This is a genomic window from Cupriavidus sp. C3SS-1, from assembly GCF_057073755.1.
In genome coordinates this window covers 2,346,905-2,373,800 of the sequence record NZ_CP172699.1, presented here as the reverse complement: position 1 = coordinate 2,373,800, position 26,896 = coordinate 2,346,905, and the positions used below count along the sequence as shown (strand labels likewise).

The window sequence follows — 26,896 nt, the reverse complement described above, 5'->3', positions numbered from 1 at the left end:
GTATTCCTTCGGTTTCGATTTATAACCGTGCCGGATCGTGCGGGGCCCGTCTGTCGGTCTCTGTCCGACGCAAGCCGGAACAGAGGCCGATGCACCCTCAAATAGTTTAGGCCGGCAGGCGCTGCAACTGGTCCTGGAGCTTGACCAGCGTCTGTTCGAAATCGGTCAGGCGCTGGGTTTCCTGTGCCACCACGGCGGGCGGCGCCTTGGCGACAAAGCTCTCGTTCGACAGCTTGCCACGGCACTTTCCGATTTCGCCGGCGATGCGCTCGATCTCCTTCGACAGGCGCACGCGCTCGGCGGCAACGTCGATCTCGATCTTCAGCAGCAGGTGGTTGCCACCGACGATGGCTACCGGCGCGCCGGCGCCTTCGGTCTGCAGGGTGGCGTCGTCTTCGAAGATGCGCACCTCGGATAGCTTCGCCAGTGCCTGGATGTGCGCGCTGGCCTCGCGCAGGAAGGCGTTGTCGCCATGCGCATAGAGCGGAATACGCTGGGCCGGCGAGATATTCATTTCGCCGCGCAGGTTGCGGCAGGCGTCCACCATGGCCTTGAGCTGCGCCACCCATTGCTCGGCGGCTTCATCGATCTTCGCCATGGCCGGCAGCGGGTAGGCCTGCTGCGCGAGGCTTTCGCTGCCATCGCCCTTGGCGCGGCCGGCCAGCGGCGCGACCTTTTGCCACAGCTCTTCCGTGATGAACGGGATGATCGGGTGCGCCAGGCGCAGCACGGTTTCCAGCACGCGCAGCAGCGTGCGGCGCGTGGCGCGCTGCTGGGCTTCCGTGCCGGTCTGGATCTGCACCTTGGCCAGTTCCAGGTACCAGTCGCAGTACTCGTCCCAGACGAACTTGTAGATGGCGTTGGCGACGTTGTCGAAACGGTACTCGGCAAAGCCCTTTTCGACCTCGGCTTCCACGCGCTGCAGCAGCGACACGATCCAGCGGTCGGCCTGCGAGAAGTGCAGGTAGCCGTCCGGGCCACAGTCGTTGTTGCACGGGCCCATGCCGCAATCATGGCCTTCGGTGTTCATCAGCACGAAGCGCGTGGCGTTCCACAGCTTGTTGCAGAAGTTGCGGTAGCCTTCGCAGCGGCCGGTGTCGAAATTGATGTTGCGGCCCAGCGTCGCCAGCGAGGCAAAGGTGAAGCGCAGCGCATCGGCGCCAAAGGCGGGGATGCCTTCGGGAAATTCCTTCTTCGTCTTCTTCTCGATCTTCGGTGCGTCCTTCGGGCGGCGCAGGCCGGTGGTGCGCTTCTTCAGCAGCGTGTCGAGGTCGATGCCATCGATCAGGTCCACCGGGTCGAGCGTGTTGCCCTCGGACTTGCTCATCTTCTTGCCTTCCGAGTCGCGCACCAGGCCGTGCACGTAGACGGTATGGAAGGGGACCTGGCCGGTGAAGTGCTTGGTCATCATGACCATGCGCGCCACCCAGAAGAAGATGATGTCGTAGCCGGTCACCAGCACCGACGACGGCAGGAAGTGCTTGAGTTCGGGCGTTTGCTCGGGCCAGCCCAGCGAGGAGAACGGCACCAGGGCCGACGAGAACCACGTGTCGAGCACGTCTTCCTCGCGGCGCAGCGCGCCGGTGCTGCCGGCGGCCTTGGCCTTGGCAAGCGCTTCTTCTTCCGTGCGCGCGACGAAGCAGTTGCCGGCGTCGTCGTACCAGGCCGGGATCTGGTGGCCCCACCACAGCTGACGCGAGATGCACCAGTCCTGGATATTGGCCAGCCACTGGTTGTAGGTGCTGTTCCAGTTCTCGGGCACCAGCTTGATCTCGCCGCTTTGCACGGCGTCGAGCGCCACTTCGGCGATCGAGCGGCCCGGGTGGAAGGTGCCTTCCGGCGCCGGCTTGCTCATGGCGACGAACCACTGGTCGGTCAGCATCGGTTCGATGGCGCTGCCGGTGCGTTCGCTGCGCGGCGTCATCAGCTTGTGCTTCTTGGTCTCGACCAGCAGGCCTTGGGCGTCGAGGTCGGCGACGATGGCCTTGCGCGCGTCGTAGCGATCCTGGCCGGCATAGTGGCCGGGCGCGTCGGCAGTGATCTTGGCGTCCAGCGTGAGGATCGAGATCTGCGGGAGATTGTGGCGCTGGCCGACGGCGTAGTCGTTGAAGTCATGCGCCGGCGTCACCTTGACCACGCCGGTGCCGAATTCGCGGTCGACGTATTCGTCGGCAATCACGGGGATGCGGCGGCCGGTCAGCGGCAGTTCCACTTCCTTGCCGATCAGGTGGGCGTAGCGCTCGTCCTCGGGATGGACCATGACGGCCACGTCGCCGAGCATGGTTTCGGGGCGGGTGGTGGCGACGGTCAGGTGCGTCAGGCCGCCCTTGGCGTCGGCCTCGACCAGCGGGTAGCGGATATGCCAGAGGAAGCCTTCTTCCTCGACGCTGTCGACTTCCAGGTCCGACACGGCGGTGCCCAGCACCGGATCCCAGTTCACCAGGCGCTTGCCGCGGTAGATCAGGCCCTGTTCATGCAGGCGCACGAAGACCTCGGTGACCGCCTTCGACATGTCGGGCGACATGGTGAAGTACTCGCGGGTCCAGTCGATCGACGCGCCCATGCGGCGCACCTGGCGGGTGATGGTCGAACCCGACTCTTCCTTCCAGGCCCAGACTTTCTCGGTGAATTTTTCGCGGCCCAGGTCGTGGCGGGATACGCCTTGCGCTTCGAGCTGGCGCTCGACCACGATCTGCGTGGCGATCCCCGCGTGGTCCGTGCCCGGCACCCAGAGCGTATTCGCGCCCAGCATGCGCGCATGGCGGGTCAGGCCGTCCATGATGGTCTGGTTGAAGGCATGGCCCATGTGCAGCGTGCCGGTCACGTTGGGCGGCGGCAGCTGGATGGCGAAATCAGGCTTGGCCGGGTCGAACGTCGGCTGGGCGATGCCGCGCTTCTCCCACTCGGGGCCCCACTTCGCCTCGATGGCGGCGGGTTCGAAGCTCTTGGCAAGGGATTGGTCTTGGGCGGTCATGCTGGGATGTCGAGGTTTTGCGTCGGGGCATGTCGCAGGCGGGGTGCGCTAGGCCTGCGGCTGGCGGGGGCATTGTGCATTGCGCCAGTAAAACCCCAAATTATACGGAACGTCGCCGGACGGGGAGGAATTCGTTCGCTTCGCGGGGTGGGGGGTCGGTATAATTTGGGGTTTGAATTTGATTGTGTGGCGGGTTTTGGGGTTGGACTGGCCTTGGCGTGCTTGGCAATAGCTGCTGTTTCGCCGGCGTAGCCGGCGAGTCACTTTTTGTCCGAGCCAAAAAACGCGTTTACCGGCGGGCACAAGCCCAAGCTCGTAGGGACCACCTCCTTCGAAATCGCTGAGCTGGGAGTGGCCCCCGGTGGATGCTCTCGGGTGAGGCAGCCTCGGCCTCTTCGAGTCTTTCCACCGAGAGTTGTCGCTGCGGCGTCGAATTGCTCCGCCCTTTCCAGTGGGGACCACTCAGAGAGTAGCGGTTTCGAAGGAGGTGGCTTTATCGGGCATGCCCGCCGGTAAACGCGCTTTTTGGTTACTTTTTGTCGCTTGGACAAAAAGTGACCCGCCCGCTACGCCGGCGGAACCGCAGCGCCTCCACGAGCCCAGACCCGTAAACAACCAACCACCCATCCGCCTAATCAGAACATCCCTGATGTCCGACCTGCTCGCCAACCTGAACGCCGAACAACTCGCCGCCGTCACGCTACCTGACGAGCCGGCCCTGATCCTGGCCGGCGCGGGCAGCGGCAAGACGCGCGTGCTGACCACGCGTATCGCCTGGCTGATCCAGAACGGACGCGTATCCCCCGCGGGCATCCTTGCAGTGACCTTCACCAACAAGGCCTCCAAGGAAATGCAAACGCGCCTGTCGTCCATGCTGCCGATCAACACGCGCGGCATGTGGATCGGCACGTTCCACGGCCTCTGCAACCGCATGCTGCGCGCGCATTTCCGCGATGCCGGCCTGCCGCAGACCTTTGCCATCCTCGACAGCCAGGACCAGCTTTCAGCCCTCAAGCGGCTGCTAAAAGCCCTCAATGTCGACGACGAGAAGTACCCCGCCAAGAACCTCCAGTACTTCATCAACAACGCCAAGGAACAAGGCCTGCGCCCGGCCGACGTAGAGGCCAACGACGACTTCAACCGCCGCTTCGTCGACCTCTACGCAGCCTACGACCAGCAGTGCCAGCGCGAAGGCGTGGTGGACTTTGCCGAGCTGCTGCTGCGCTGCTACGAACTGCTGCGCTACAACGACGCCATCCGCCAGCATTACCAGCACCGTTTCCGCCATGTGCTGGTGGACGAGTTCCAGGACACCAACGTGCTGCAGTACCAGTGGCTCAAGCTGCTGGCCGGCCACGGCACGCAAAATCCGGCCGCGGTGTTCGCCGTGGGCGACGATGACCAGAGCATCTACGCGTTCCGTGGCGCGAACGTCGGCAATATGCGCGACTTCGAACACGAGTTCCGCGTCCGCAAGATGATCAAGCTGGAGCAGAACTACCGCTCGCACGGCCATATTCTCGATTCTGCCAACCACCTGATCTCGCACAATGCCCGCCGCCTGGGCAAGAACCTGCGCACCGATGCCGGCCACGGCGAGCCGGTGCGCGTATTCCAGGCCGGCTCGGACCAGCAGGAGGCGGCGTGGATGATCGAGGAGATCCGCGACCAGATCGCGCAGGGCATGAGCCGCTCGGAAATCGCGATCCTCTACCGCAGCAACGCGCAGTCGCGCGTGATCGAGCATGCGCTGTTCTCGGCCGGTATCGCGTACCGAGTGTACGGCGGCCTGCGCTTCTTCGAGCGCGCCGAAATCAAGCACGCGCTGGCCTACCTGCAACTGCTGGAGAACCCCCGCAACGACGCTGCCTTCGGCCGCGTGGTGAACTTCCCCGCGCGCGGCATTGGCGCGCGCTCGCTCGAACAACTTCAGGACGCCGCCCGCCAGTACAACTGTTCTCTGTCAGAGGCCGTGGCCTATGTGGCCGGCGCGGCGGGCAGCAAGCTGGCAGCATTCGTCCGCCTGATCGAGCAGATGCGCGCCGAGACGCGGCGCATGACGCTGGCCGAGGTGGTCGAGTACGTGACCAACACCAGCGGCCTGATCACGCATTACCAGGGCGAGAAGGAAGGCCAGGACCGCATCGAGAATTTGCAGGAACTGGTGACCGCGGCGCAGGCGTTTGTCGTGGAGGAAGGCTACGGGCTCGACGCGCTGGCCGCGGTGATCCCGGTCGGCTTCGAATCGCGCGTGGCCCAGGCCGTGCCGCAACTCGCCGACGGCGATCAGGCGCAGCAGGTGCTCGACCCCGAAGCGCTGCCGGTGGTGATGACGCCGCTGGTGGCCTTCCTGACCCACGCTTCGCTGGAGGCCGGCGACAACCAGGCCCAGGCCGGCCAGGACGCGGTGCAGATGATGACCGTGCATGCGGCCAAGGGCCTTGAATTCAACGTGGTGTTTATCACGGGACTGGAAGAAGGCCTGTTCCCGCATGAAAACAGCGCGATGGAGCCGGACGGGCTGGAGGAAGAGCGTCGCCTGATGTACGTGGCGATCACGCGTGCGCGCGAGCGCCTGTACCTGTCCTTTGCGCAAAGCCGCGTGTTGCACGGCCAGATGCGCTACCACGTGCGCTCGCGCTTCTTCGAGGAACTGCCCGATGGCGCGCTGAAGTGGCTGACGCCGCAGCAGCAGGGCTATGGCGGCGTCAGCCGCCAGGAACGCGACACCGCGTGGGGCCGCGACTGGTTCCGCAAGCCCGAGGATGTCCCGTACTCCGGCAACAAGCCCACCGGCGGCATGGACACCGGCAACGGCTACGCCGATGCCAAGCGCGAGGCCGGCACGGGCTTCCGCGTCGGCCAGCAGGTCTTCCATACCAAGTTTGGCGAGGGCAAGATCAAGGCGCTGGAAGGGGATGGCGCGGATGCCCGCGCCCAGATCGATTTCAAGCGCCACGGCACCAAGTGGCTGGCCCTGGCGGTGGCGAAGCTGGACCCGATCAACTGAGCGGGGCCGGCTTCGTGGCGGATTCAGGGGAGGGGTGGCCGGAATTCGGCGGTCCTTTGCCGCCGCGCCGACCGTTGCCTTGGCCGCTCAGGTCGGCGTGGCTTCTTCCGCGGGGACGACATTGAAGCAGCCCCGGTACGTCGCATAGAACGAGCAGTACAGGATGGCCAGCATCAGCAGCGAATACGGCGTGACCAGGAACGACAGCACGGTCTCGGCGCCGAACGCGCTGAAGAGGAGTTCAAGGAAGAACGGAATCGCCACCAGCAGCACGGCGAACAGCACCACGTAGGTGAAGAAAGCCCCGCGGTTGCGCCAGCACGCGGTCCAGCTGAAGAACATCGCCTTGACGGGCGGCACGCCATGCCACGCTGCCAGCAGCGGCGCGAACCAGAACATCATCGCGATCGGCGTGTAGAGCAGCGCGCCAATCAGCAGCGCATAGTAGAGCTGGCGCACGGCCTCGGCCGTCAGCGTCTCTTCCTTCAGCAGGATCGGCAACAGCGCGCTCATGTCCACCAGTGCGCCGGCGATCAGGCTCAGCAGGAACACCAGCCCCGCATAGACCCCGCCGAGCACCAGCAGGTTGCGCGTGGCTTCCTTGCCGTTGGTGCGGAATCCGGCCAGTAACACCGTCGGCAGCACGCGCTTGTTCTGGATGACTTCACGGCAGGCTGTCATCACGCCCACCGACAGGCCGGGCGTCACGACCAGCAGCGCGATGATGCCGATCAGCGGTACCACGATGGCCAGTTGCGCCGCGATCAGGTAGATGAACAGCAGCATCAGGAACGCAAGCGGATTCTTGCGGAACAGCCAGATGCCCTGGCGGAACCAGACGTAGCCTTCCTTGGCGGGGACTTCCAGTAGTTGCATACCAATCAGATCCAGGCGAGCGCGGCGGCGTCCGCGGTCATGGCAAGGCGCCGGCGCAGAATGCGTTCGAAATGGGTCGGGTCATGCGGCTGAAGCATGTCGGCTTCGCGCGGGAGGTAGAAGTCCCACAGGCGCGACACCCAGAAGCGCAGCGCGCCCGCGCGCAGCATGTTGCGCCAGTGCGTGGTTTCAGTGTCGGTCAGCGGCCTGACCGCATGATAGGCCCGCACCAGTGCCTGCGCCCGGGCGTTGTCCAGCTCGCCGGTGGCCAGGTCGATGCACCAGTCGTTGACGGTCACGGCCAGGTCGAACAGCCACTTGTCGTTGCCGGCGAAATAGAAATCGAAGAAACCGCCCAGGCGGTGGTGGCCCTTGCCGTCTTCCTCGAACAGCGCGTTGTCGCGGAACAGGTCGCAGTGGCACGGCCCGCCCTGCAGCACCGCGTAGTCGGCACTGCCGAAGAACGCCGTCTGGTGCGCGATTTCCTGCTGCAGCAGCGTCCGCTGCTGCGCGTCGAGGAACGGCACGATCTCGGCTTCGGTCTGCTGCCACCAGGACAGGCTGCGCAGGTTGGGCTGCTGGCGCGGGTAGTCCTCGCCGGCCACGTGCATGCGCGCGAGCATGTCGCCGACCTGCGCGCAGTGCTCGGCGTCGGGCTTGAGCTGGGATGCGCCCGGCAGGCGCGTGACGATGGTGGCGGGCTTGCCCTTGAGCGTGCGCAGGATCTCGCCGTCGCGCGCCGGGATGGGCGCGGGCACGGTGATGTCGCGTGCGGCAAGGTGCGCCATCAGGTGCAGGTAGTAGGGCAGCTGCGCGAACGTCAGCCGCTCGAAGATAGTCAGCACGTACTCGCGCGTGCAGCCATCCTGCTCCATGGTCAGAAAGAAGTTGCTGTTCTCGATGCCGGAGGCGATGCCGCGCAATGCGCGGACTTCGCCAAGGTCGTAGTCAAGCAGCCAGCGGGCGATCTCGTCCTGCGAGACCGTGGTGAATACGGCCATACTCGTCGTGTGATGCGAAACGGAAAGCGGCGGCACGAAGGGGGCCGCCGCCGCGGCAATACTGCCGGAGGACCGGCGCGGCCCGGGCATGCCCGGGCCGTGGGTAGTCGGAATCAGAACTGCAGATTGACCGAAGGCACGCGATTGACGTCATGCTCGCGGATCTTGGGCGAGCTGTCTTCCGGCTTGCTCATCTGGTACTTGGTGCCGAACCCGGACTTTACCTGGATATCGGTGGCACGGCCCTTGTCGCGGTACTCACGCACTTGCGTGCCATCGCGCTCATTGAGCTGGAAGCTCGGCTCGCGTGGCTTGTTGATCTGCGACTTTGCGGCCGGGGCAATCGGTTGGTTGTTGATCCGGTTCAGTTCCTGCTGCGTCAGGGCGTTGCTTTCCTCGGCGGGCTGCGCAAGCGTGACGCCGGGCAGTGCCAGCGCCAACACCGCGGCGGCCAGGGCAAGGCGCGGCGTCCGTGCGGTGGCCTTCTCTGCGGACCGGAGTGAGGGGGAGTTCATCAGGGGCTCCTGTGCGGCGCAGCGGTCGGGACGGCACGCTGCGCGGCGGAATGGGGCGTTGGCTGCAACCCGGGACGCCGGGCTTTGGCAAGCGGATACCTCCCATTCTAGCAATTCCTGCCGCGAAAGGGCCGCTGCCGTGGCCTCTGGGGCACCCGGGCAACGCCGTATCGGGTGGCCCTTGCGCCGGTGACGCAGGGCTCCCTTGTCCACCACTCTTGTCTTACAGGTAGAACATTTCTTCCTTGGGCGGGATCGGCTTGTCGCCGCCGCGGCGCTCGTAGTATTCATAGACCGCTTCGAGCACTTCATGCGGCTCGTCGACGATCTTCATCAGATCGAGGTCGTGTTCCGCAATGAGTCCCATGGGCAGCAGCGTGAAGCGGAACCAGTCAAGCAGGCCCTTCCAGAAGCGGCTGCCGAACATCACCACGGGCACCGAACGCGACTTGCCGGTCTGCACCAGCGTCAGCACCTCGGCGAGTTCATCGAGCGTGCCGAAACCGCCCGGCATGACGATGAAGGCGTCGGAGTTCTTGACGAAGGTGACCTTGCGCGTAAAGAAATGGCGGAACCGCATGGCAATGTCCTGGTACGGATTGCCCTGCTGTTCGTGCGGCAGTTCGATGTTCAGGCCGACGCTGGCCGACTTGCCGGCGTGCGCGCCCTTGTTGGCCGCTTCCATGATGCCGGGGCCGCCGCCGGAGATCACGGCGAAGCCGGCGTCGGAGAACAGCCGCGCGATTTCGATGGTGCGCTGGTAGTAAGGCGAGTCTTCGCGCAGGCGCGCGCTGCCATAGATCGACACCGCTGGCCGGATCTCCGACAGGTACTCGGTGGCCTCGATGAACTCTGCCATAATCGTGAACATTTGCCACGAGGCGCGCGCCTTCTTTGCGGTGGCGCGATCTTCGTCGGCCAGCGCACGCAGGCTCGGAATCATCTTGCGCGGATTCGCGCGCGAGCCCGCCGTGCCATCGGCCGGCGCCTGCGCGGGGTGGCCCGCGGCGGCGGCGTCGGCCGCGGCGGCCACGGCCGCGGCGTGTTCAGCAGCAGCTTCCGGCGGGGGTTGGACGGTATCGCCGGAGATATCGGAAACATCCGGGTCGGCAAGGGGGGCGGTCGAGGCACCGCCAGCTGCAGCACCAGTCAATTTAGAGTCCATGGGAATGTCGGATAGTCCAAAAACACTCTTGCTCGTCGATGGATCGAGCTATTTGTATCGCGCTTATCACGCGCTGCCGGACCTGAGGAATGGTGAGGGTCTGCCCACAGGGGCAATCTACGGCATGATCAATATGCTGCGCAAGCTGCGCAACGATTACCCGGCAGAGTATAGCGCCTGCGTGTTCGACGCCAAGGGCAAGACCTTCCGCGATGACATGTATCCGGCGTACAAGGAGCATCGCCCGTCGATGCCCGAAGACCTGGCGCGCCAGATCGAGCCGATCCACGAAGCCGTGCGCGCGCTCGGCTGGCCGATCGTCGTGGTCGACGGCGTGGAGGCCGACGACGTGATTGGCACGCTCGCGCGGCAGGCGTGCGAGCAGGGCGTGCGCACGGTGGTGTCCACCGGCGACAAGGATCTTGCGCAGCTCGTCAACGACCACGTCACACTGGTCAACACCATGAGCGGCGAAGTGCTCGACCCGGCCGGCGTCAGCAACAAGTTCGGCGTGCCGCCGGAACGCATCGTCGACTACCTGTCGCTGATCGGCGATGCGGTCGACAACGTGCCCGGCGTGCCCAAGGTCGGCCCCAAGACCGCCGTGAAATGGCTGAACGAACACGGCACGCTCGACGCGATCATGGCGAACGCCGCGGGCATCAAGGGCGTGGTCGGCGAGAACCTGCGCAATACGCTGGACTGGTTGCCGAAGGCGCGCGAGCTGGTCACGGTGAAGACCGACTGCGACCTCAACGCATCGGTGGCGGATTTCCACGCGCTGCGCGAAATGGGCGAGGACAAGGAAAAGCTGATCGCGTTTTTCACGCGCTATGGCTTCAAGACGTGGCTGCGCGAGGCGACCGGCGAAAGCCTTCCTGATCCGCGCGCGCAGGCACGCGCACGCGCCGCGGCGGCACCGGCGCAAGGCGGGCTGTTCGATGCTCCGGCCGCCCCCTCGGCCGCGCCGGATGCCATGCCCGCCGAGGACGCGGCGCCGAGCGAGATCCGCTACGAGATGGTGACGAGCGAAGCCGCGTTCGAAGCGTGGATGCAGCGTATTGAAAGCGCGCCGCTGACGGCGATCGATACCGAGACCACATCGCTCGATCCGATGCTCGCGCAGCTGGTCGGCATCTCGCTGTCGGTGGAGCCTGGCGAGGCATGCTATATCCCGGTCGGCCACCGCGGCCCCGATGTCGCTGGCATGGACAACAACGGCCAGCTTTCGCGCGATGCCGTGCTCGCCCGCATGCGCGCGTGGCTGGAGGACGACAGCAAGCTGAAGCTCGGCCAGAACATCAAATACGACATCCACGTGTTCGCCAACCACGGCGTGACGCTGCGCGGCGTCGCGCAGGACACCATGCTGGAAAGCTACGTGCTGGCCTCGCACCGCAATCACGGCATGGACAGCCTGGCTGAGCGCCTGCTGAACCTGAAGACCATTACTTACGAAGAAGTCTGTGGCAAGGGCGCGAGCCAGATCGGCTTCGACCAGATCGACCTGGCGCGCGCCACCGAGTACGCGGCCGAAGACGCCGACGTCACGCTGCGACTGCATCGCAAGATGTTCCCGCAGGTACACGCTGCGCCGGGCCTGCGCCGCGTGTACGAGGAGATCGAGATCCCGGTGTCCGTGGTGCTGCAGAAAATCGAACGCAACGGCGTCCTGATCGATGCCGAACGGCTGGCCACGCAGAGCGCCGAACTGGGCCAGCGCATGCTCGCGCTGGAGCAGGCCGCGTACGATGCGGCGGGGCAACCGTTCAACCTGGGCTCGCCCAAGCAGATCGGCGAGATCCTCTTCAACCAGATGAAGCTGCCGGTGGTCAAGAAGACCGCGAGCGGCGCGCCGTCGACCGACGAAGAGGTGCTGCAGAAGCTGGCCGAGGATTACCCGCTGCCCAAGGTGCTGCTGGACTACCGCGGCCTGGCCAAGCTCAAGTCCACCTACACGGACAAGCTGCCGAAGATGGTCAACCCGAACACCGGTCGCGTGCATACCAGCTACGGTCAGGCTACGGCGGTGACGGGCCGGCTGGCATCGACGGAGCCGAACCTCCAGAACATCCCGGTGCGCACGGAAGAGGGCCGTCGCATCCGCGAAGCGTTTATCGCGCCGCCGGGCAGTGTGATCGTATCGGCCGACTACTCGCAGATCGAGCTGCGCATCATGGCCCATATCTCGGGCGACGAGAACCTGCTGCGCGCGTTCGCCAACGGCGAGGACATCCACCGCGCCACCGCCGCCGAAATCTTCGGCGTCGAGCGCGAGGCCGTCAGCAGCGAGCAGCGCCGCTATGCCAAGGTGATCAACTTCGGCCTGATCTACGGCATGAGCGCGTTCGGGCTGGCCAGCAACCTGGGCATCGAGCGCGAAGCCGCCAAGCACTATATTGACCGCTACTTCATGCGCTACCCCGGCGTGGCGCAATACATGGAAGACACGCGCCAGACCGCGCGCGAACAGGGCTATGTCGAGACCGTGTTCGGCCGCCGCCTGTGGTTGCCGGATATCAAGGGCGGCAGCGGGCCGCGCCGCCAGGCCGCGGAGCGCGCGGCCATCAACGCGCCGATGCAGGGCACGGCCGCGGACCTGATCAAGCTGTCGATGATCGCGGTGCAGGGCTGGCTGGAACGCGACGGCTTGCAGACGCGCCAGATCATGCAGGTGCACGATGAACTGGTGCTCGAAGTGCCGCAGGCCGAACTGGAGCTGGTCAGGGTCAGGTTGCCGGAGCTGATGTGTTCGGTGGCGCAGCTGCGCGTGCCACTGGTCGCGGAAGTCGGCACCGGCGCGAACTGGGAAGAAGCGCACTAAGACCACGTTGCGCACGCAATGAAGAGACGGCCGGTGAGTACCCGGCCGTATTCATTTGCATGCCCTTGAGGCCCCGAAAATACGACACCTGATGTACGGAATGAAGCGACCGCTGAATCGGTAATTGCCGTCTTGCCTGCGCTATTGCGATGCAGCAAACTGAGGGCAAGTGCCGGACGGCCAAGCGTTTCTCAGCAAAAAAAGCATCGGGTAGACCATGACCACAGGAGCAGACGGCAGGGCGCATCGCATCATCGTTGTAGGGGGCGGGGCAGGCGGACTGGAGCTGGTGACACGGCTTGGCGACAAGCTCGGCAAGAAGGGCGTCGCCGAGGTGGTGCTCGTGGACCGCTTGCCCACGCATATCTGGAAACCGCTGCTGCATGAAGTTGCCGCGGGCAGCATGGATCCCAACACGCACCAGCTCGAATACGCGGCGCAGGCGCGCTGGCATCACTTCGAGTTCCAGCAGGGCGAGCTGACCGGCATCGACCGCTCGCGCAAGACGATTTCGGTTGCCGCGTGCATGGACCCCGACGGCGCGGAACTGCTGCCGGCGCGCGAACTGCGATACGACACGCTGGTGCTGGCCATCGGCTGCGTCACGCATTTCTTCGGCGTGCCCGGCGCGGCGCAGAACGCGATTGCCCTTGATACCGTCGCGCAGGCGGAGCGTTTCCGCCGCAGGCTGATTGCGGCCTGCGTGCGCGCGCAGAACGGTCGCGGGCGTGTCGGCGAAGACGGCCGACCACGCGTGGATGTGGCCATCATCGGGGCGGGCGCGACCGGCGTGGAGTTGTCGGCGGAACTGCGCAACACCGCGCACGTGCTCAATGCTTACGGACTGCACCAGCTCGACCCGCGCCGCGATGTGCGCATCCATGTGATCGAGGCGGGCCCGCGCATCCTGCCGGCGCTGTCCGAACGCGTCTCGGCCGAGACGGCGAAGCTGTTGCGCAAGCTCGATGTCGACGTCCTTACCAGCGAGCGCGTGACCGAGGTGACGACCGAAGCGGTGCTGACCGCCAGCGGCAAGCGCATCGACGCGGACCTGACGGTGTGGGCCGCGGGCATCACGGCGCCGCCCGTACTGGCCGCGCTCGGCTTGCCGGTCAGCCGCCAGGGGCAGATCCTGGTGCGCCCGACGCTGCAGAGCGAGGGCGATCCGGATATCTTCGCGTTTGGCGATTGCGCAAGCTGCCCGTGGCCCGAAAAGCAGACCGCGGTGCCGCCGCGCGCCCAGGCCGCGCATCAGCAGGCTACCTTCCTGTTCGACGCGCTGCGCGCGCGGCTGTCCGGCAAGCCGCTGCCGGAATTCGGGTTCAAGGATTTCGGCTCGCTGGTGTCGCTCGGGCATTTCAGTGCGGTGGGCAGCCTGATGGGCGGGCTGATCGGCGGCTCGATGTTTATCGAGGGCCTGATGGCGCGCTTTATGTACACCTCGCTCTACCGCATGCACGTACTTGCGCTGCACGGCGCGGTCGGCATGGGGCTGGACACGGTGACGCACTGGCTGCGCAGCAAGACGAGCCCGCGGGTGAAGCTGCACTGAGCCGCACCCGGGTGAGGGCGGGTGCACGTGACGGCATGTTTGCTTAGAATCGGCGGTTGGCGTCCCCTCGGGCATTTTCCGGGGCGGCCGCCCAACCGCCAACGATCCTGGAGACATGCATGCTGAAACCCGAAGTGGAGAGCCTGGTACCCGGCCAGACTTTCAATCGCCGCGGCTTCGTCAAGACAGCGCTGGGCTCGGCGTTCGCCGCGGCCGCGCTGCCCGTGATGGCGCAGGCGATCAAGACTGACTTCGCGGGCCTGACCGCCGGCGAGGTGACGATTCCTTCCGGCGGATTCGGCATGCCGGCCTACCGTGCGCTGCCCGAAGGCAAGGCGAAGTTGCCGGTGGTGCTGGTGGTCAGCGAGATCTTCGGCGTGCACGAGTACATCGCCGATGTTTGCCGCCGCTTTGCCAAGCTCGGCTACCTGGCGATCGCGCCGGAGTTGTTTGCGCGCCAGGGCGACCCGCAGAGCTTCGGCACCATCCAGGAACTGCAGGCGAACCTGATCGCCAAGGTGCCCGACGCGCAGGTCATGGGCGACCTCGACGCCGCGGTGGCCTGGGCCGGTGCGAATGGCGGCGACGTATCGCGGCTGGCCATTACGGGTTTCTGCTGGGGCGGGCGCATTACGTGGCTGTATGCCGCGCACAGCGAGCGCCTGAAGGCCGCGGTGGCTTGGTATGGACAGCTGGCCGGCGAGCCTACGCCGCTGAAGCCGAAGAGTCCGCTGGACCTGGTTGGCAAGCTGGACGCGCCGGTGCTGGGCCTTTATGGCGGCAAGGACACGGGCATCACGCAGGAACAAGTGGAAAAGATGAAGGCGGCGCTGTCGGCGTCCTCCGATCCGGAAGCCAAGGCGTCCAAAGTGATCGTCTATCCCGAGTCCGGCCACGCTTTCCACGCCGACTACCGCCCCAGCTACCGCGAGGCGGATGCCAAGGATGGCTGGAACAAATGCCTGGACTGGCTACGGCAACACGGAGTCGCCTGACAGGCTGTGCCGCTGCCGCGGCGCGCGAGGATTGCAAAGTGAGCGCCGGAATACGTACAATGCGGCCTTCCAGTTGCAACATTGTTGCGTTTGCCGTCCGACCAGCGCCGGGCGGATCCGGCCCGTCGCCAACGCGGCATGGCCGCCCCGGGAGCCCATCATCCACTCGACCCTTCTGTATATCCTGCTCGCCGCCACCATTTCCGGCGTGGGCAGCATTTTTGGCGCCGCGCTGCTATCGCTGACGATGGCCGGGCGCGTGGTCGAGCGCATGGTCAGCTTTTCCGTCGGCGTGTTGCTGGCCACTGCCTTGCTCCATTCGCTGCCGGAGGCGTTTGAATCGGGCGCCGATCCGCGGGCGCTGTTCGGCACGCTGCTGGCCGGACTGCTCGGCTTCTTCCTGCTGGAAAAGATCTCGCTGCTGCGCCATTCACACCATCATGAGGGCGACGGGCACCACCATCACCACGGGCATGACCGCGAGGAGGCCGGCCGCAGCGGCCTTACCATCCTGGTCGGCGATACCTTCCACAACTTTGCCGACGGCATCGTCATCGCGGCGGCTTTCCTGGCCGATCCGCATATCGGCCTCGTCACGGCGCTGGCCATTGCCGCGCACGAAATTCCGCAGGAAGTCGGGGATTTCATCGTGCTGCTCAACGCTGGCTTCTCCAAGGCACGGGCGTTCGCCTTCAACCTGCTGTCGAGTGTCGCGGCCGTGGCCGGCGGCCTGGTCGGGTATTTCCTGCTCGACCAGATGAGCGGCTGGATCCCCTATGTGCTGGTGATCGCGTCCAGCAGCTTCCTTTACATCGCCGTGAGCGACCTGATGCCGCAGATGCAGCGCAAGCCGCGCTGGCGCGAGTCGGCCATCCAGGTGGTGCTGGTGGCCGCCGGCATCACGGCGATCGTCTTCATTACCAATGGGGTTCACGAGCGCCACGCCCACGTCGGCCATGGCCATGCGGCAGCCGTGGCTGCCGACTGAGTCTTCCGCGCAGGATCAGCCCGCGGCGCCGGTCGCGACCGGGCGAGCCGGATCGGCGCACCATTCGCTCCACGAACCCGGATACAGCGCGGCGCCTTCCAGCCCGGCGACTTCCAGCGCCAGCAGGTTGTGGCAGGCGGTAACGCCCGAGCCGCACTGCATCACGGCGTTCGTCGCCGCATGCTGGCCCAGCACGGCCGCAAACTCCGCGCGCAGTTGGGCCGCTGGCTTGAACTGGCCTTCCGAAGTCAGGTTGTCCTTGAAGAAGCGGTTGGCCGCGCCGGGGATGTGTCCGCCGACAGGATCCAGCGTCTCGTTCTCGCCGCGGAAGCGGTCCGGCGAGCGGGCGTCCACGACCAGCCGTGTCGGGCGATCGAGGTTTTCGAGCAGCGCGGCGGCGTCCACGGTGGTGACCAGCGGCTGGCCGCGCTCCAGATTGCCCGGCATCTCGGGGTCCGGCGTTGCGCCATGTTCGAGCGCTAGTCCGGCCTTGACCCAGGCGGGCTTGCCGCCATCGAGCACGCTCACGGCGGCGTGGCCGATCCAGCGCAGCAGCCACCACAGGCGGGCGGCGTACATGCCACCTTGCGCGTCATAGGCAACCACTTCGGTGCCGCTGTTCACGCCCAGCGCGCGCAGTCGGGCCGTGAACGCGTCGGGGTCTGGTAGCGGATGGCGGCCGTTGCGGCCGGTTTTCGGCCCCGATAGTTCGTTGTCGAGATGCAGGTAGAACGCGCCGGGCAAATGGCCGACCTGGTAGGCCTCTCGGCCGGCGGCCGGGTTGGCCAGGTCAAAGCCGCAATCGATGACCACAACTTGGCGCGCGGGCGCCGCCTGCAAGGCCTGCAGCGCGGCGACGGAAATCAGCGGATTTGGCATGGGGCTCCTGGAGCAATGGGTGAACCCGAAAATGCTACACCTCCGGATGCACTTCCGCCTCCGGCGATTTGACCGGCGTATCCGGCGTCGGTTTGTGTCCGGAGTCCTGGCGCGCGCGGGCGAGCGTGGTGGCGATGCCGCTGGCAATGATCAGCCCCATGCCGAGCCACGAAAGCCAGTTGAGCTTGTCCGACCAGATCAGCATGCCCCAGATGCTCGAAAACACGATGCCGGCGTACTGCAGGTTGGCCGTGAGCAGCGTATTGCCGCGCTTGTAGGCGCGCGTCATGGCGGTCTGGCCGAGCGTGGCCAGGACGCCGATGGCGAGCAGCAGGCCAATGCCGTGCCAGGTGTGAGCGGTGGGGCCGGAATACAGCATCCAGACCAGCCCGACCACCAGGCCGACGGCCGAGAAGTAGAAGACGATACGGTGCTCGGGCTCGCCAAGCTGTCCGAGTTGCCGGACCTCGACATAGGCCAGCGCGGTAAACATGCCCGAGATCAGCCCGATCAGGCCGCCGGTGAGCTGGTCCTTGCCCACCGACGGCTGCAGCAGGAACAGCACGCCCGCGAAGGACATCAGGATGGCCACGATCAGCTTCTTATCCGCGGTGCCGGCGGTGCCCGCGAGCGCGGCACCGGCGCCCAGGATCAGCGCGATCCACACGGGCGACATGTAGTTCAGCGTCATCGCCGTGGCCAGCGGCAGCAGCGTGATGGACGTGAACCACAGCAACAGGGCGGTCACACCGAACAGGCTGCGCTTGATGTGCGTCACCATGTGCGGCGTGCGCACCGACACGCCTTGCGACGCCATCAGCGCCCACATGATGGCCACGCCGATCACGCTTCGATAGAAGACGATCTCGCCCGTGGTGTAGAACTCGGATGCCAGCTTGACGCCCACCCCCATCAACGAAAACGAGAAGGCGGCAAACAACATCCAGAGCGATTGCATGGCGTGGGAGGAGGGGGCGGATCGAATGGGGGCGCGAGTGGGGCTTCATGGTGCGGGGCCGCGTCGCGAATCGGAGCGGTGAGGCGAGGGCCACGACCGAGCCGCCATTGTAGCGTGCGTTGTGATGCCGCCAACGCAAAACGGACCGCCTGGGCGGTCCGTTCCTGTCTGCCTTGTGCGGTAATCGCCCGTCGGGTCAGCCCTGATAGGCCATGGCGCGGCGGTACCACTCATGGAAGTGCTGCATGCCGTCTTCCATCGGCGACTGGTAGGGGCCAACCTCGCTGGTGCCGCGCTTCATCAGCGCCAGGCGGCCGGCATCCATGCGCTCGGCGATCTCGTCGTCCTCGATGCAGGTCTCCATGTAGGCGGCGCGCTCGGCCTCGACGAACTCGCGCTCGAACAGCGTGATTTCCTCGGGGTAGTAGAACTCGACCACGTTGCGGGTCTTGCGCGGGCCCATCGGGTGCAGCGTGGAGACCACCAGCACGTTCGGGTACCACTCCACCATGATGTTGGGGTAGTACGTCAGCCAGATCGCGCCGTGCTTGGGCAGCACGCCGTTATTGAAGCGCAGGACTTCGTCGTGCCACTTCTGGTAGGTCATGCTGCCGGGCCGCTTCAGGCCGGCGTGCAGCCCCACGGTCTGCACGCTGTGCCACTCGCCGAACTCCCACTTCAGGTCGTCGCACGAGACAAAGCTGCCCAGTCCCGGGTGGAACGGCACGACATGGTAGTCCTCCAGATAGACCTCGATAAAGGTCTTCCAGTTGTAGTTGCACTCATGGACCTCGACGTGGTCGAGCAGGTAGCCTTCGAAGTTCAGGTCCTCGGCCACGCCCAGCCTGGCCAGGTCGGCGCGTACATCGCGCTTGCCGTCGAACAGCAGGCCGTTCCAGTTCTGCAGGGGCGAACGCTTCAGGTGCAGGCAGGGCTGCTGGTCGAAATGTGGCGCGCCGAGCAGCTCGCCCTTCAGGTCGTAGGTCCAACGGTGCAGCGGGCAGACGATGTTCTTCGAATTGCCCTTGCCGTTGAGCATAATGGCCTGGCGATGACGGCAGACGTTGGACATCAGCTCCACGCCAGCCGCGTTGCGGACCAGCATGCGGCCTTCGTCCTCGGCCTTCAGCGTGTGGTAGTCGCCGACCTCCGGAACCATCAGTTCGTGTCCGACATAGCCCGGACCATTCCTGAACAGCAGTTCTAGTTCTTGTTGATGCAGCGCCTCATCGAAGTAAACATCAACGGGCAGTTGCGTATCAGCCGGCGCCAGTTGGAGCGCGGTGCTGAGATTGGACATTATCCCCACTCCCAGATAACTAGGTGAAAGCAGTGAACAACCCAACCATCGAAAAATGAATCGATTTGGGAAACTTTGTCGACCGCCTTGCGGGCCTGGCAGGGCCGGCGCGGACTGCGGCGACGAGCCGGGGATTGTACCCCGGCCAAAAAGTTAAGGGCCTGATTTTTTTGCCTTTTTAGCGAAAAAGTCGACCCGGGTCGTCTTTTGGGTGCCGTACTGGGCGCATTCGGAATGACGACCCAAGCGCACAAGTCACATTCCGCGAAATGGTGAACGCGAGGTGACGGATTCGCCTGGCGCCGGAGTGGGGCGGGAGCCAGCTTTGGCGTAAAATCCGGCTTCCCACTGATCCAGGGCCTGACATGCCAAGAACCACGACCGATCCGGTCCAGACCGAAGACACCGCCGCGGGCTCCGCGCCCCCCGCGTCGTATGAAGCGGCAATGGCCGAACTGGAAACGCTGGTCGCCAGCATGGAAAGCGGCGAGCTGCCGCTGGAAGCGTCGCTCTCGGCGTATCGCCGCGGCGCCGAGCTGGTCCGCTATTGCCAGCAGAAACTCGAACGCGTGGAGCAGCAGGTCCGGGTGCTGGAAGGCGACGTGCTGAAACCCATGGCTGCAGACGCCGGAAATGCCGGCAACGCCAACGGCCTGGAGCAGGAATGACGGATTTCGCAAGCTGGATGCGGGCGCTGGGCGCCCGGACCGAGGCCGCGCTGGACCAGGCGTTGCCAAATGCCGACACCGTGCCCCAGACACTGCACGAGGCCATGCGCTATGCTGTGCTCGGCGGCGGCAAGCGCGTGCGGCCGCTGGTGGTGCATGCCGCCGGCGATGTGACGGGTGCGCGTGCCGAGGCCTGCGATGCGGCGGCCTGCGCGGTTGAAATGATCCACGCCTATTCGCTGGTTCACGACGACATGCCCTGCATGGACGACGACGACCTGCGCCGCGGGCGACCGACCGTGCACAAGGCCTATGACGAGGCCACCGCGCTGCTGGTGGGCGACGCGCTGCAGACCCAGGCCTTCATCGTGCTGGCCCGGGTGCAGGCGGTGCAGCCCGAGGCGCGGCTGAAGCTGGTCGCCGAACTGGCCATGGCGTCGGGTTCGGTCGGCATGGCCGGCGGACAGGCCATCGACCTGCAGAACGTCGGCAAGGCCATGTCGCGCGAGGCGCTGGAAGCCATGCACCGCATGAAGACCGGCGCGCTGCTGCGCGCGAGCGTGCGCATGGGCGCGCTATGTGGTGAAATCGACGCCCAAGGCCTGGCGGCGCTGGACCGGTACGCCGCGGCCGTGGGTTTGGCGTTCCAGGTGGTGGACGATATTCTGGACGTCACCGCCGATACCGCCACGCTGGGCAAGACCGCGGGCAAGGACGCCGCGCATGACAAGCCGACCTATGTCTCGCTGATGGGACTGGAAGCGGCGCGCGCACTGGCCGCGGAACTGCGCCAGTCGGCGCATGACGCCCTGGCCGGATTCGGCGCACGGGCGACCCGCCTGGCCGATCTGGCTGACCTGATCGTGCTGCGCACACATTGAACTGACAAGCCGGACAGCAGAAACCGGCGGCCGAACGGACATCATGACCTACGCACTGCTCAAAAAGATTGACGCCCCCGCAGACCTGCGCAAGCTGGACCGGCGCGAATTGCGGACACTGGCCGATGAACTTCGCGCCTATGTGCTGGAGTCGGTCTCGCAGACTGGCGGCCACCTTTCGTCGAATCTCGGCACGGTGGAACTGACCATCGCGCTGCATTACGTTTTCCACACCCCCGACGACCGCGTCGTCTGGGACGTCGGTCACCAGAGCTACCCGCACAAGATCCTGACCGGCCGTCGCGACCGCATGAATACGCTGCGCCAGTTCGGCGGCATCTCGGGCTTCCCGCGCCGCAGCGAGAGCGAGTACGACACCTTCGGCACGGCGCATTCGTCTACCTCGATCTCGGCCGCGCTGGGCATGGCCCTGGGCGCGCGCACGCTCGGCGAGAAGCGCGTGTCGATCGCCGTGATCGGCGACGGGGCGATGACCGCGGGCATGGCCTTCGAGGCCCTGAACAATGCCGGCGTGTACAAGGACCTGCCGCTGCTGGTGGTGCTGAACGACAACGACATGTCGATCTCGCCGCCCGTCGGCGCGCTCAACAAGCATCTGGCGCGGCTGCTGAGCGGCCAGTTCTACGCAGCCACCAAGAAGGGCATCGAGAAGGTGCTGTCGGTGGCGCCGCCGGTGCTGGAATTCGCCAAGCGTTTCGAGGAACACGCCAAGGGCATGATGGTGCCGGCGACGCTGTTCGAGGAATTCGGCTTCAACTACATCGGGCCGATCGACGGCCATGATCTCGATTCGCTCGTGCCGACGCTGCAGAACATCCGCAAGCGCGCGCTCGAAGGCGCGGGCCCGATGTTCCTGCACGTGGTGACCAAGAAGGGCCAGGGCTACAAGTTGGCAGAGGCCGATCCGATCCTGTACCACGGCCCGGGCAAGTTCAACCCGGCCGAGGGCATCCGCCCGGCCGCCAAGCCGGCGCGCAAGACCTATACGCAGGTCTTCGGCGAATGGCTGTGCGACATGGCCGCCGCCGACAAGCGCCTGGTCGGCATTACGCCGGCGATGCGCGAGGGCTCGGGCATGGTCGAGTTCGAGAAGCGCTTTCCGGAGCGCTACTACGACGTCGGCATCGCCGAGCAACACGCGGTGACGTTCGCGGGCGGCATGGCCTGCGAAGGCCTGAAGCCGGTCGTGGCGATCTACTCGACGTTCCTGCAGCGTGGCTATGACCAGCTGATCCACGACGTGGCGCTGCAGAACCTGCCGGTGGTGTTCGCGCTGGACCGCGCGGGCCTCGTCGGTGCCGACGGCGCCACGCACGCCGGGGCCTACGATATCCCCTACCTGCGCTGCATCCCCAACATGATGGTGATGACGCCGTCCGACGAGAACGAATGCCGCCAGTTGTTGACGACCGCGTTCCACCAGAATTGCCCGACCGCCGTGCGCTACCCGCGCGGCGCCGGCCAGGGCGTCGCCACCGAGGCCGCGCTGAAGGACTTGCCGGTCGGCAAGGGCGTGATGCGCCGCACCGGCGGCGCGCGCGCGGGCCAGCGCGTGGCGCTGATGGGCTTCGGTTCGATGGTGCACCCGGCGCTCGGCGCGGCGCAGGCGCTGGACGCATCGGTGGCCGACATGCGCTTCGTCAAGCCGCTCGATGTCGAGCTGGTCAAGCGCCTGGCCCAGGAGCACGACTACCTGGTCACGGTGGAAGAGGGCAGCATCATGGGCGGCGCCGGCAGCGCCGTGCTCGAGGCGCTGGCCGAAGCCGGCATCGATATCCCGGTGCTGGTGCTGGGCCTGCCCGACCGCTTCATCGACCATGGCGACCCGGCCCTGCTGCTGTCGCAGTGCGGGCTCGACGCCGCCGGCATCGAACGCTCGGTGCGCGAACGCTTCGGCATTGGCCAGGCGAGCGTCGCGATCGCTTCGCGCGTGGCCTGACACGGCCGGGCGCGCCGATCACCCGTACGATCTGTAAGGGTACGGAGCCGCTTCGGGCGGCTCCGTGTGAATTCCCTTAAACTCCCCTTTTTTTGTGTTCGCAGCTGCGGGTCGGCTTGAATTTGGCCGGCGCCGTGGTTTCACACTCGTTGCGCGGCATGGATGGACTGCGAAAATGCCGCGACCGTAAGGGCTTGCGCCACTCCGCTGGTGTGGTCCTGGAGGAAACCGTAGATGAATGACATCAATCCCGCCTTCGTGATGCCCGACGTCCAGTCGAGCCGTGACACCCGCCAGATCCCCATCCAGCGTGTCGGGGTCAAGGGCGTGCGCTATCCGGTCTCGCTGAAGACGCCGGCCGGCGTGGTCCCGAGCGTGGGCACCTTCAACCTCGACGTGCATTTGCCTGCCGAGGTCAAGGGCACGCATATGTCGCGCTTTGTCGCGCTGCTGGAAGAGGAGCGCGCCCCACTGGAGCTGGCGAGCTTCCGCGTGCTGCTCGACAAGATGCTGGAAAAGCTCGAAGCCGAAGCCGGCCGCATCGAGGTCACGTTCCCCTACTTCATCAGCAAGATCGCGCCCGTGTCGGGCGTGGAATCGCTGATGGACTACGAGGTCACGTTGACCGGCGAGATCCGCAACGGCGTGACGCGCGTGTTCCTGAAGGCGCTGGTGCCGGTGACCAGCCTGTGCCCGTGCTCGAAGAAGATCTCGCAGTACGGCGCGCACAACCAGCGTTCGCACATCACGATGAACGTCGAACTGGCGGGCGAATTGCCGGTGGAGGCGCTGGTGCGCATGGCCGAGGAAGAGGCCTCGTGCGAGCTGTGGGGCCTGCTCAAGCGTCCCGACGAGAAGTTCGTGACCGAGCGCGCCTACGAGAATCCCAAGTTCGTGGAAGACCTGGTGCGCGACATTGCCATGCGTCTCAATGCGGATGATCGCATCGTGGCCTACGTGCTCGAGGCCGAAAACTTCGAGTCGATCCACAACCACAGCGCCTATGCGGTGATCGAGCGCGACAAGCGGCTGGAACCGACGGCGTAAGCTGGTCTCCATCCAAACAAAAAGGCCACCTTTCGCGGTGGCCTTTTTGTTTCCTGCGCAGGCAGCCCGTTCAGGCGGCAGAAGGCAGGCGGATATCCGACAGGTCCCAGCGCGGCGTCACGCCATAGCCGTAGCTGCGCTGCGCCAGCTGCGGCGCGGCCTGCAGCCGCATGGCGCCGGCGAAGGCGATCATTGCGCCGTTGTCGGTGCAGAAGGCCAGGTCCGGGTAGTAGACGTCGATCTTGCGCTGCTTGCCAAGCTGGTCCAGGCGTTCGCGCAACTGGCGATTGGCGCCGACGCCGCCGGCTACCACCAGCCGCTTGTGCCCGGTCTGCTTGAGCGCGGTGAAGGACTTGGCGGCCAGTACATCGACGATGGCGTCGACGAAGGACCGTGCCAGGTTGGCGCGGTCCTGCTCGCAGGTATTGGCCAGCTTGCGGGTCTGCGTCAGCACGGCGGTCTTGAGGCCGGCAAACGAGAAATCGAGGTTGCCCGAATGCAGCATCGGCCGCGGCAGCTCAAACGCGCCGGGCGTGCCGAATTCGGCCAGGCGCGAGACCTCGGGTCCGCCGGGATATCCCAGGCCGAGCAGCTTGGCGGTCTTGTCGAAGGCCTCGCCGGCGGCGTCGTCGAGGGTCTCGCCGAGCAGGGCATAGTCGCCGACGCCTTTCACTTCCATCAGTTGGGTATGGCCGCCGGAAACCAGCAGCGCCACGAACGGGAACGGCGGCGGCTCGTTTGTGAGCAGCGGCGACAGCAGGTGGCCTTCGAGATGATGCACGCCGATCATCGGCACGCTCAGCGCGAAACCCAGCGCGTTGGCGACCGAGGCGCCGACCAGCAGTGCGCCGGCCAGTCCCGGGCCCTGGGTGAAGGCAATGGCATCGATATCGGCGCGGCTGCGGCCGGCGTCGTCCAGCACCTGCTGCAGCAGCGGCAGTACGCGGCGGATATGGTCGCGCGAAGCGAGTTCGGGGACCACGCCGCCGTACTCGCGGTGCATGGCGATCTGCGAATGCAGGGCGTGGGCGAGCAGGCCGGCTTCGGTGTCGTAGAGGGCGAGGCCGGTTTCGTCGCAGGAAGATTCGATGCCGAGGACAAGCATGGGAGCGGTGCGGCGATCCGGTCCGGTCGGGAACCGAGCGAAACCGCCGTCAAAACAACGAGTTGCGTGAAGCGTAGCAGGGTAGCACACCGGCGCCCGGTCCGCTTTTCGCTACAATCTGCGCTTTCCTGCGTGGCAGGGTCTGGATTTGGCGAGGGTTGGGATGAGCAGTTCGGCGGGCTTGCAGGCGGGCCGGTATGACGTGGCCGTGCTGGGCGCTGGCGCGGCCGGCATGATGTGTGCCGCAGTGGCGGGCCAGGGCGGCGCGCGCGTGGTGCTGATCGACCACGCCACGCGGCTGGCCGAGAAGATCCGCATTTCGGGTGGCGGCCGCTGCAATTTCACCAACCTGCAGGCGGGGCCCGCCAACTATCTCTCGGCCAATCCGCACTTCTGCCGATCGGCGCTGGCGCGCTACACGCCGCAGCATTTCCTGGACCTGATGCGGCGCTATCGCATCGACTGGCACGAGAAGCACCGCGGCCAGCTGTTCTGCAATGACAGCGCCGAGGACGTCATTGCCATGCTGCGCGCCGAGTGCGATGCCGGCCACGTGCGCTGGCAGACCGGCTGCAGCATCGTCGAGGTCCGCCGTGAGGGGGACGACTACCTGCTGCTGACCTCGCAGGGCGCCGTGCGCGCGGGCGCGCTCGTAGTGGCCACCGGCGGCCTGTCGATCCCCAAGATCGGCGCCACGGACATTGGCTACCGCATTGCGCGCCAGTTCGGGCTGAAGGTCGTGGAGACCCGGCCGGCGCTGGTGCCGCTGACCTTCGACGGCCAGGCCTGGCAGCCGTTTGTGCCGCTGGCCGGAGTGTCGCTGGAGGTGGATATCTCCACCGGCTCGGGCAAGGCCGCCGGCGCCTTCCGCGAAGACCTGCTGTGGACGCACCGCGGACTGTCCGGTCCGGCTGTGCTGCAGATTTCAAGCTTCTGGCAGCCGGGAACGCCCATCAAGATCGACCTTTTCGACGGCGAGGATGCCGCCGACTGGCTGCTGGAGCACAAGGCGGGCAGCCGCAAGCACCTGGCCAACCTGCTGGGGCAGCGCCTGCCGGCGCGCCTTGCGGATGCATGGTGCACGGCGGCTGGCGTGGACGGCGGCTTGCCGCTGCACGACATTGCCGACAAGGCGCTGCGGCGGCTTGGCGCAGCGCTGAACGACTGGCGCGTGGTGCCGTCCGGCACCGAAGGGTATCGCAAGGCTGAAGTGACGCTGGGCGGGGTGGATACGCGCGGCCTGTCTTCCTCCACCATGATGGCGCGGGACGTTCCGGGCCTGTATTTCATTGGCGAAGTCGTCGATGTGACCGGCTGGCTGGGCGGCTACAACTTCCAGTGGGCCTGGGCTTCGGCCGTCGCGGCCGGACAGGCGCTGGCCGAGACAGCGCATAACGGGCGCGCCATCGCCTGAGTGAGGCGTTTGGGGCGCAATTTCCGCCGCTGAGGCGTGGTGCTACAATCGACAACTCTGCATAACTGGCCCTGCGACAAGCACATTGGTAGCCAGGTGCTGCCCAACATTGCTGTACTGACGGCGCCCGCCTTTGCGCGCAGGCCCGCTGTGGCCAGGCCGCGGCGGGTTTTTGCGTTTCTGGCTTGCCGCAGCCGCCTGCCAACCCGTTTCCGGAAGATCACGATGTCCCTCAAAGCCAGAATCAGCGACGACATGAAGGCCGCCATGCGCGCCCGCGAAACCGAGCGTCTCGGCACTATCCGCCTGCTGCTGGCCGCGATCAAGCAGCGCGAAGTCGACGAGCGCATCGAGCTGGACGACACCGCCGTGCTCGCCGTTGTGGACAAGATGCTCAAGCAGCGCAAGGATTCGATCACCCAGTTCCAGCAGGCCGGCCGAGACGACCTGGTTCAGAAGGAGCAGGCCGAGGTCGATGTGCTCAAGGTCTATATGCCGGCCGCGCTGTCCGATGCCGAGATAGCCGCCGAAGTCCAGCAGGCCGTGGCCGATACCGGTGCTGCAGGTCCGCAGGACATGGGCAAGGTCATGGGCGTGCTCAAGCCCAAGCTTGCGGGCCGTGCCGACATGACCGCCGTCTCGGCGCTGGTCAAGGCGGCGCTGTCCAGGTAAGTGCGCGTTTAACCCAGTAGTTGGAAAATTGCCGGTAAATAGTTGGAAATGGCCGGCGATGCAGATAGTGCGGGCGCAATGTCGCGCCTACACTACAATCATTCCATAGCAG

The 26,896-nt window shown here is 65.9% G+C and carries 20 protein-coding genes; 11 read left to right on the top strand and 9 right to left on the bottom strand.

Annotated features, from left to right (window positions below):
• Positions 1 to 106 precede the first annotated feature (106 nt).
• Entirely contained in the window at positions 107 to 2,974 is a 2,868-nt protein-coding gene (locus tag ACIGJC_RS10995; RefSeq protein WP_483708804.1) for a valine--tRNA ligase, read from the bottom strand.
• Between the two features lie 649 nt (positions 2,975 to 3,623).
• Between ACIGJC_RS10995 and ACIGJC_RS10990 the strand changes: the two genes are divergently transcribed.
• Positions 3,624 to 5,984: a UvrD-helicase domain-containing protein gene (locus tag ACIGJC_RS10990; RefSeq protein WP_483708803.1), complete on the top strand. Its 2,361-nt coding sequence runs from the start codon at positions 3,624 to 3,626 to the stop codon at positions 5,982 to 5,984.
• Between the two features lie 87 nt (positions 5,985 to 6,071).
• Here ACIGJC_RS10990 and ACIGJC_RS10985 read toward each other — a convergent pair whose 3' ends face one another.
• From ACIGJC_RS10985 to ACIGJC_RS10970, 4 genes are all read right to left on the bottom strand, one after another.
• Entirely contained in the window at positions 6,072 to 6,860 is a 789-nt protein-coding gene (locus ACIGJC_RS10985; protein ID WP_483708802.1) for a BPSS1780 family membrane protein, read from the bottom strand.
• Positions 6,861 to 6,865: 5 nt separating this feature from the next.
• Positions 6,866 to 7,861 (bottom strand): homoserine kinase, encoded by a 996-nt coding sequence (locus ACIGJC_RS10980; RefSeq protein WP_483708801.1) that lies wholly within the window; start codon positions 7,859 to 7,861, stop codon positions 6,866 to 6,868.
• A gap of 113 nt (positions 7,862 to 7,974) precedes the next feature.
• Positions 7,975 to 8,376, bottom strand: a complete 402-nt coding sequence (locus ACIGJC_RS10975; RefSeq protein ID WP_483708800.1) for a hypothetical protein — start codon at positions 8,374 to 8,376, stop codon at positions 7,975 to 7,977.
• Between the two features lie 223 nt (positions 8,377 to 8,599).
• Positions 8,600 to 9,541 (bottom strand): LOG family protein, encoded by a 942-nt coding sequence (locus tag ACIGJC_RS10970; protein ID WP_483708799.1) that lies wholly within the window; start codon positions 9,539 to 9,541, stop codon positions 8,600 to 8,602.
• A 4-nt stretch (positions 9,542 to 9,545) separates the two neighbouring features.
• On the opposite strand from ACIGJC_RS10970, the gene polA reads away from it, so the two are divergent.
• The 4 genes from polA to ACIGJC_RS10950 all read left to right on the top strand — a co-directional run bounded on the left by polA (position 9,546) and on the right by ACIGJC_RS10950 (position 15,900).
• Entirely contained in the window at positions 9,546 to 12,365 is a 2,820-nt protein-coding gene (polA, locus tag ACIGJC_RS10965; RefSeq protein ID WP_483708798.1) for a DNA polymerase I, read from the top strand.
• A gap of 217 nt (positions 12,366 to 12,582) precedes the next feature.
• Positions 12,583 to 13,917, top strand: coding sequence for an NAD(P)/FAD-dependent oxidoreductase (locus tag ACIGJC_RS10960; protein ID WP_483708797.1), 1,335 nt, complete (start codon positions 12,583 to 12,585; stop codon positions 13,915 to 13,917).
• Positions 13,918 to 14,036: 119 nt separating this feature from the next.
• On the top strand, positions 14,037 to 14,912 hold the full coding sequence (locus ACIGJC_RS10955) for a dienelactone hydrolase family protein (RefSeq protein WP_483708796.1): 876 nt from the start codon (positions 14,037 to 14,039) through the stop codon (positions 14,910 to 14,912).
• A 175-nt stretch (positions 14,913 to 15,087) separates the two neighbouring features.
• Positions 15,088 to 15,900 carry a ZIP family metal transporter gene (locus tag ACIGJC_RS10950; protein WP_483711522.1) on the top strand — a complete coding sequence of 271 codons (813 nt, stop codon included), beginning with the start codon at positions 15,088 to 15,090 and terminating at the stop codon, positions 15,898 to 15,900.
• 15 nt (positions 15,901 to 15,915) lie between these two features.
• Here the strand turns inward: ACIGJC_RS10950 and ACIGJC_RS10945 are convergent, their stop codons facing one another.
• The 3 genes from ACIGJC_RS10945 to ACIGJC_RS10935 all read right to left on the bottom strand — a co-directional run bounded on the left by ACIGJC_RS10945 (position 15,916) and on the right by ACIGJC_RS10935 (position 19,037).
• Positions 15,916 to 16,779 (bottom strand): sulfurtransferase, encoded by an 864-nt coding sequence (locus ACIGJC_RS10945; RefSeq protein WP_483708795.1) that lies wholly within the window; start codon positions 16,777 to 16,779, stop codon positions 15,916 to 15,918.
• Between the two features lie 34 nt (positions 16,780 to 16,813).
• Entirely contained in the window at positions 16,814 to 17,737 is a 924-nt protein-coding gene (locus ACIGJC_RS10940; RefSeq protein WP_483708794.1) for a DMT family transporter, read from the bottom strand.
• A gap of 196 nt (positions 17,738 to 17,933) precedes the next feature.
• Complete coding sequence (locus tag ACIGJC_RS10935) at positions 17,934 to 19,037, bottom strand: aromatic ring-hydroxylating oxygenase subunit alpha (RefSeq protein ID WP_483708793.1); 1,104 nt, start codon at positions 19,035 to 19,037, stop codon at positions 17,934 to 17,936.
• Positions 19,038 to 19,402: 365 nt separating this feature from the next.
• Between ACIGJC_RS10935 and ACIGJC_RS10930 the strand changes: the two genes are divergently transcribed.
• From ACIGJC_RS10930 to folE2, 4 genes are all read left to right on the top strand, one after another.
• The gene (locus ACIGJC_RS10930) at positions 19,403 to 19,705 is read left to right on the top strand and encodes an exodeoxyribonuclease VII small subunit (protein ID WP_483708792.1); all 303 of its coding nucleotides are present in this window, start codon (positions 19,403 to 19,405) and stop codon (positions 19,703 to 19,705) included.
• Complete coding sequence (locus ACIGJC_RS10925) at positions 19,702 to 20,586, top strand: polyprenyl synthetase family protein (RefSeq protein WP_483708791.1); 885 nt, start codon at positions 19,702 to 19,704, stop codon at positions 20,584 to 20,586. The genes ACIGJC_RS10930 and ACIGJC_RS10925 overlap by 4 nt, the downstream gene beginning before the upstream one ends.
• 43 nt (positions 20,587 to 20,629) lie before the next feature.
• Positions 20,630 to 22,546, top strand: coding sequence for a 1-deoxy-D-xylulose-5-phosphate synthase (dxs, locus tag ACIGJC_RS10920; RefSeq protein WP_483708790.1), 1,917 nt, complete (start codon positions 20,630 to 20,632; stop codon positions 22,544 to 22,546).
• Between the two features lie 234 nt (positions 22,547 to 22,780).
• Positions 22,781 to 23,593: a GTP cyclohydrolase FolE2 gene (gene folE2 / locus ACIGJC_RS10915; RefSeq protein WP_483708789.1), complete on the top strand. Its 813-nt coding sequence runs from the start codon at positions 22,781 to 22,783 to the stop codon at positions 23,591 to 23,593.
• Positions 23,594 to 23,663: 70 nt separating this feature from the next.
• Here the strand turns inward: folE2 and tsaD are convergent, their stop codons facing one another.
• Positions 23,664 to 24,698: a tRNA (adenosine(37)-N6)-threonylcarbamoyltransferase complex transferase subunit TsaD gene (gene tsaD, locus ACIGJC_RS10910; protein ID WP_483708788.1), complete on the bottom strand. Its 1,035-nt coding sequence runs from the start codon at positions 24,696 to 24,698 to the stop codon at positions 23,664 to 23,666.
• A 163-nt stretch (positions 24,699 to 24,861) separates the two neighbouring features.
• On the opposite strand from tsaD, the gene ACIGJC_RS10905 reads away from it, so the two are divergent.
• Both ACIGJC_RS10905 and ACIGJC_RS10900 read left to right on the top strand, forming a co-directional pair.
• Entirely contained in the window at positions 24,862 to 26,112 is a 1,251-nt protein-coding gene (locus tag ACIGJC_RS10905; protein ID WP_483708787.1) for a BaiN/RdsA family NAD(P)/FAD-dependent oxidoreductase, read from the top strand.
• Between the two features lie 225 nt (positions 26,113 to 26,337).
• Positions 26,338 to 26,784: a GatB/YqeY domain-containing protein gene (locus tag ACIGJC_RS10900; protein ID WP_483708786.1), complete on the top strand. Its 447-nt coding sequence runs from the start codon at positions 26,338 to 26,340 to the stop codon at positions 26,782 to 26,784.
• Positions 26,785 to 26,896: the final 112 nt, after the last annotated feature.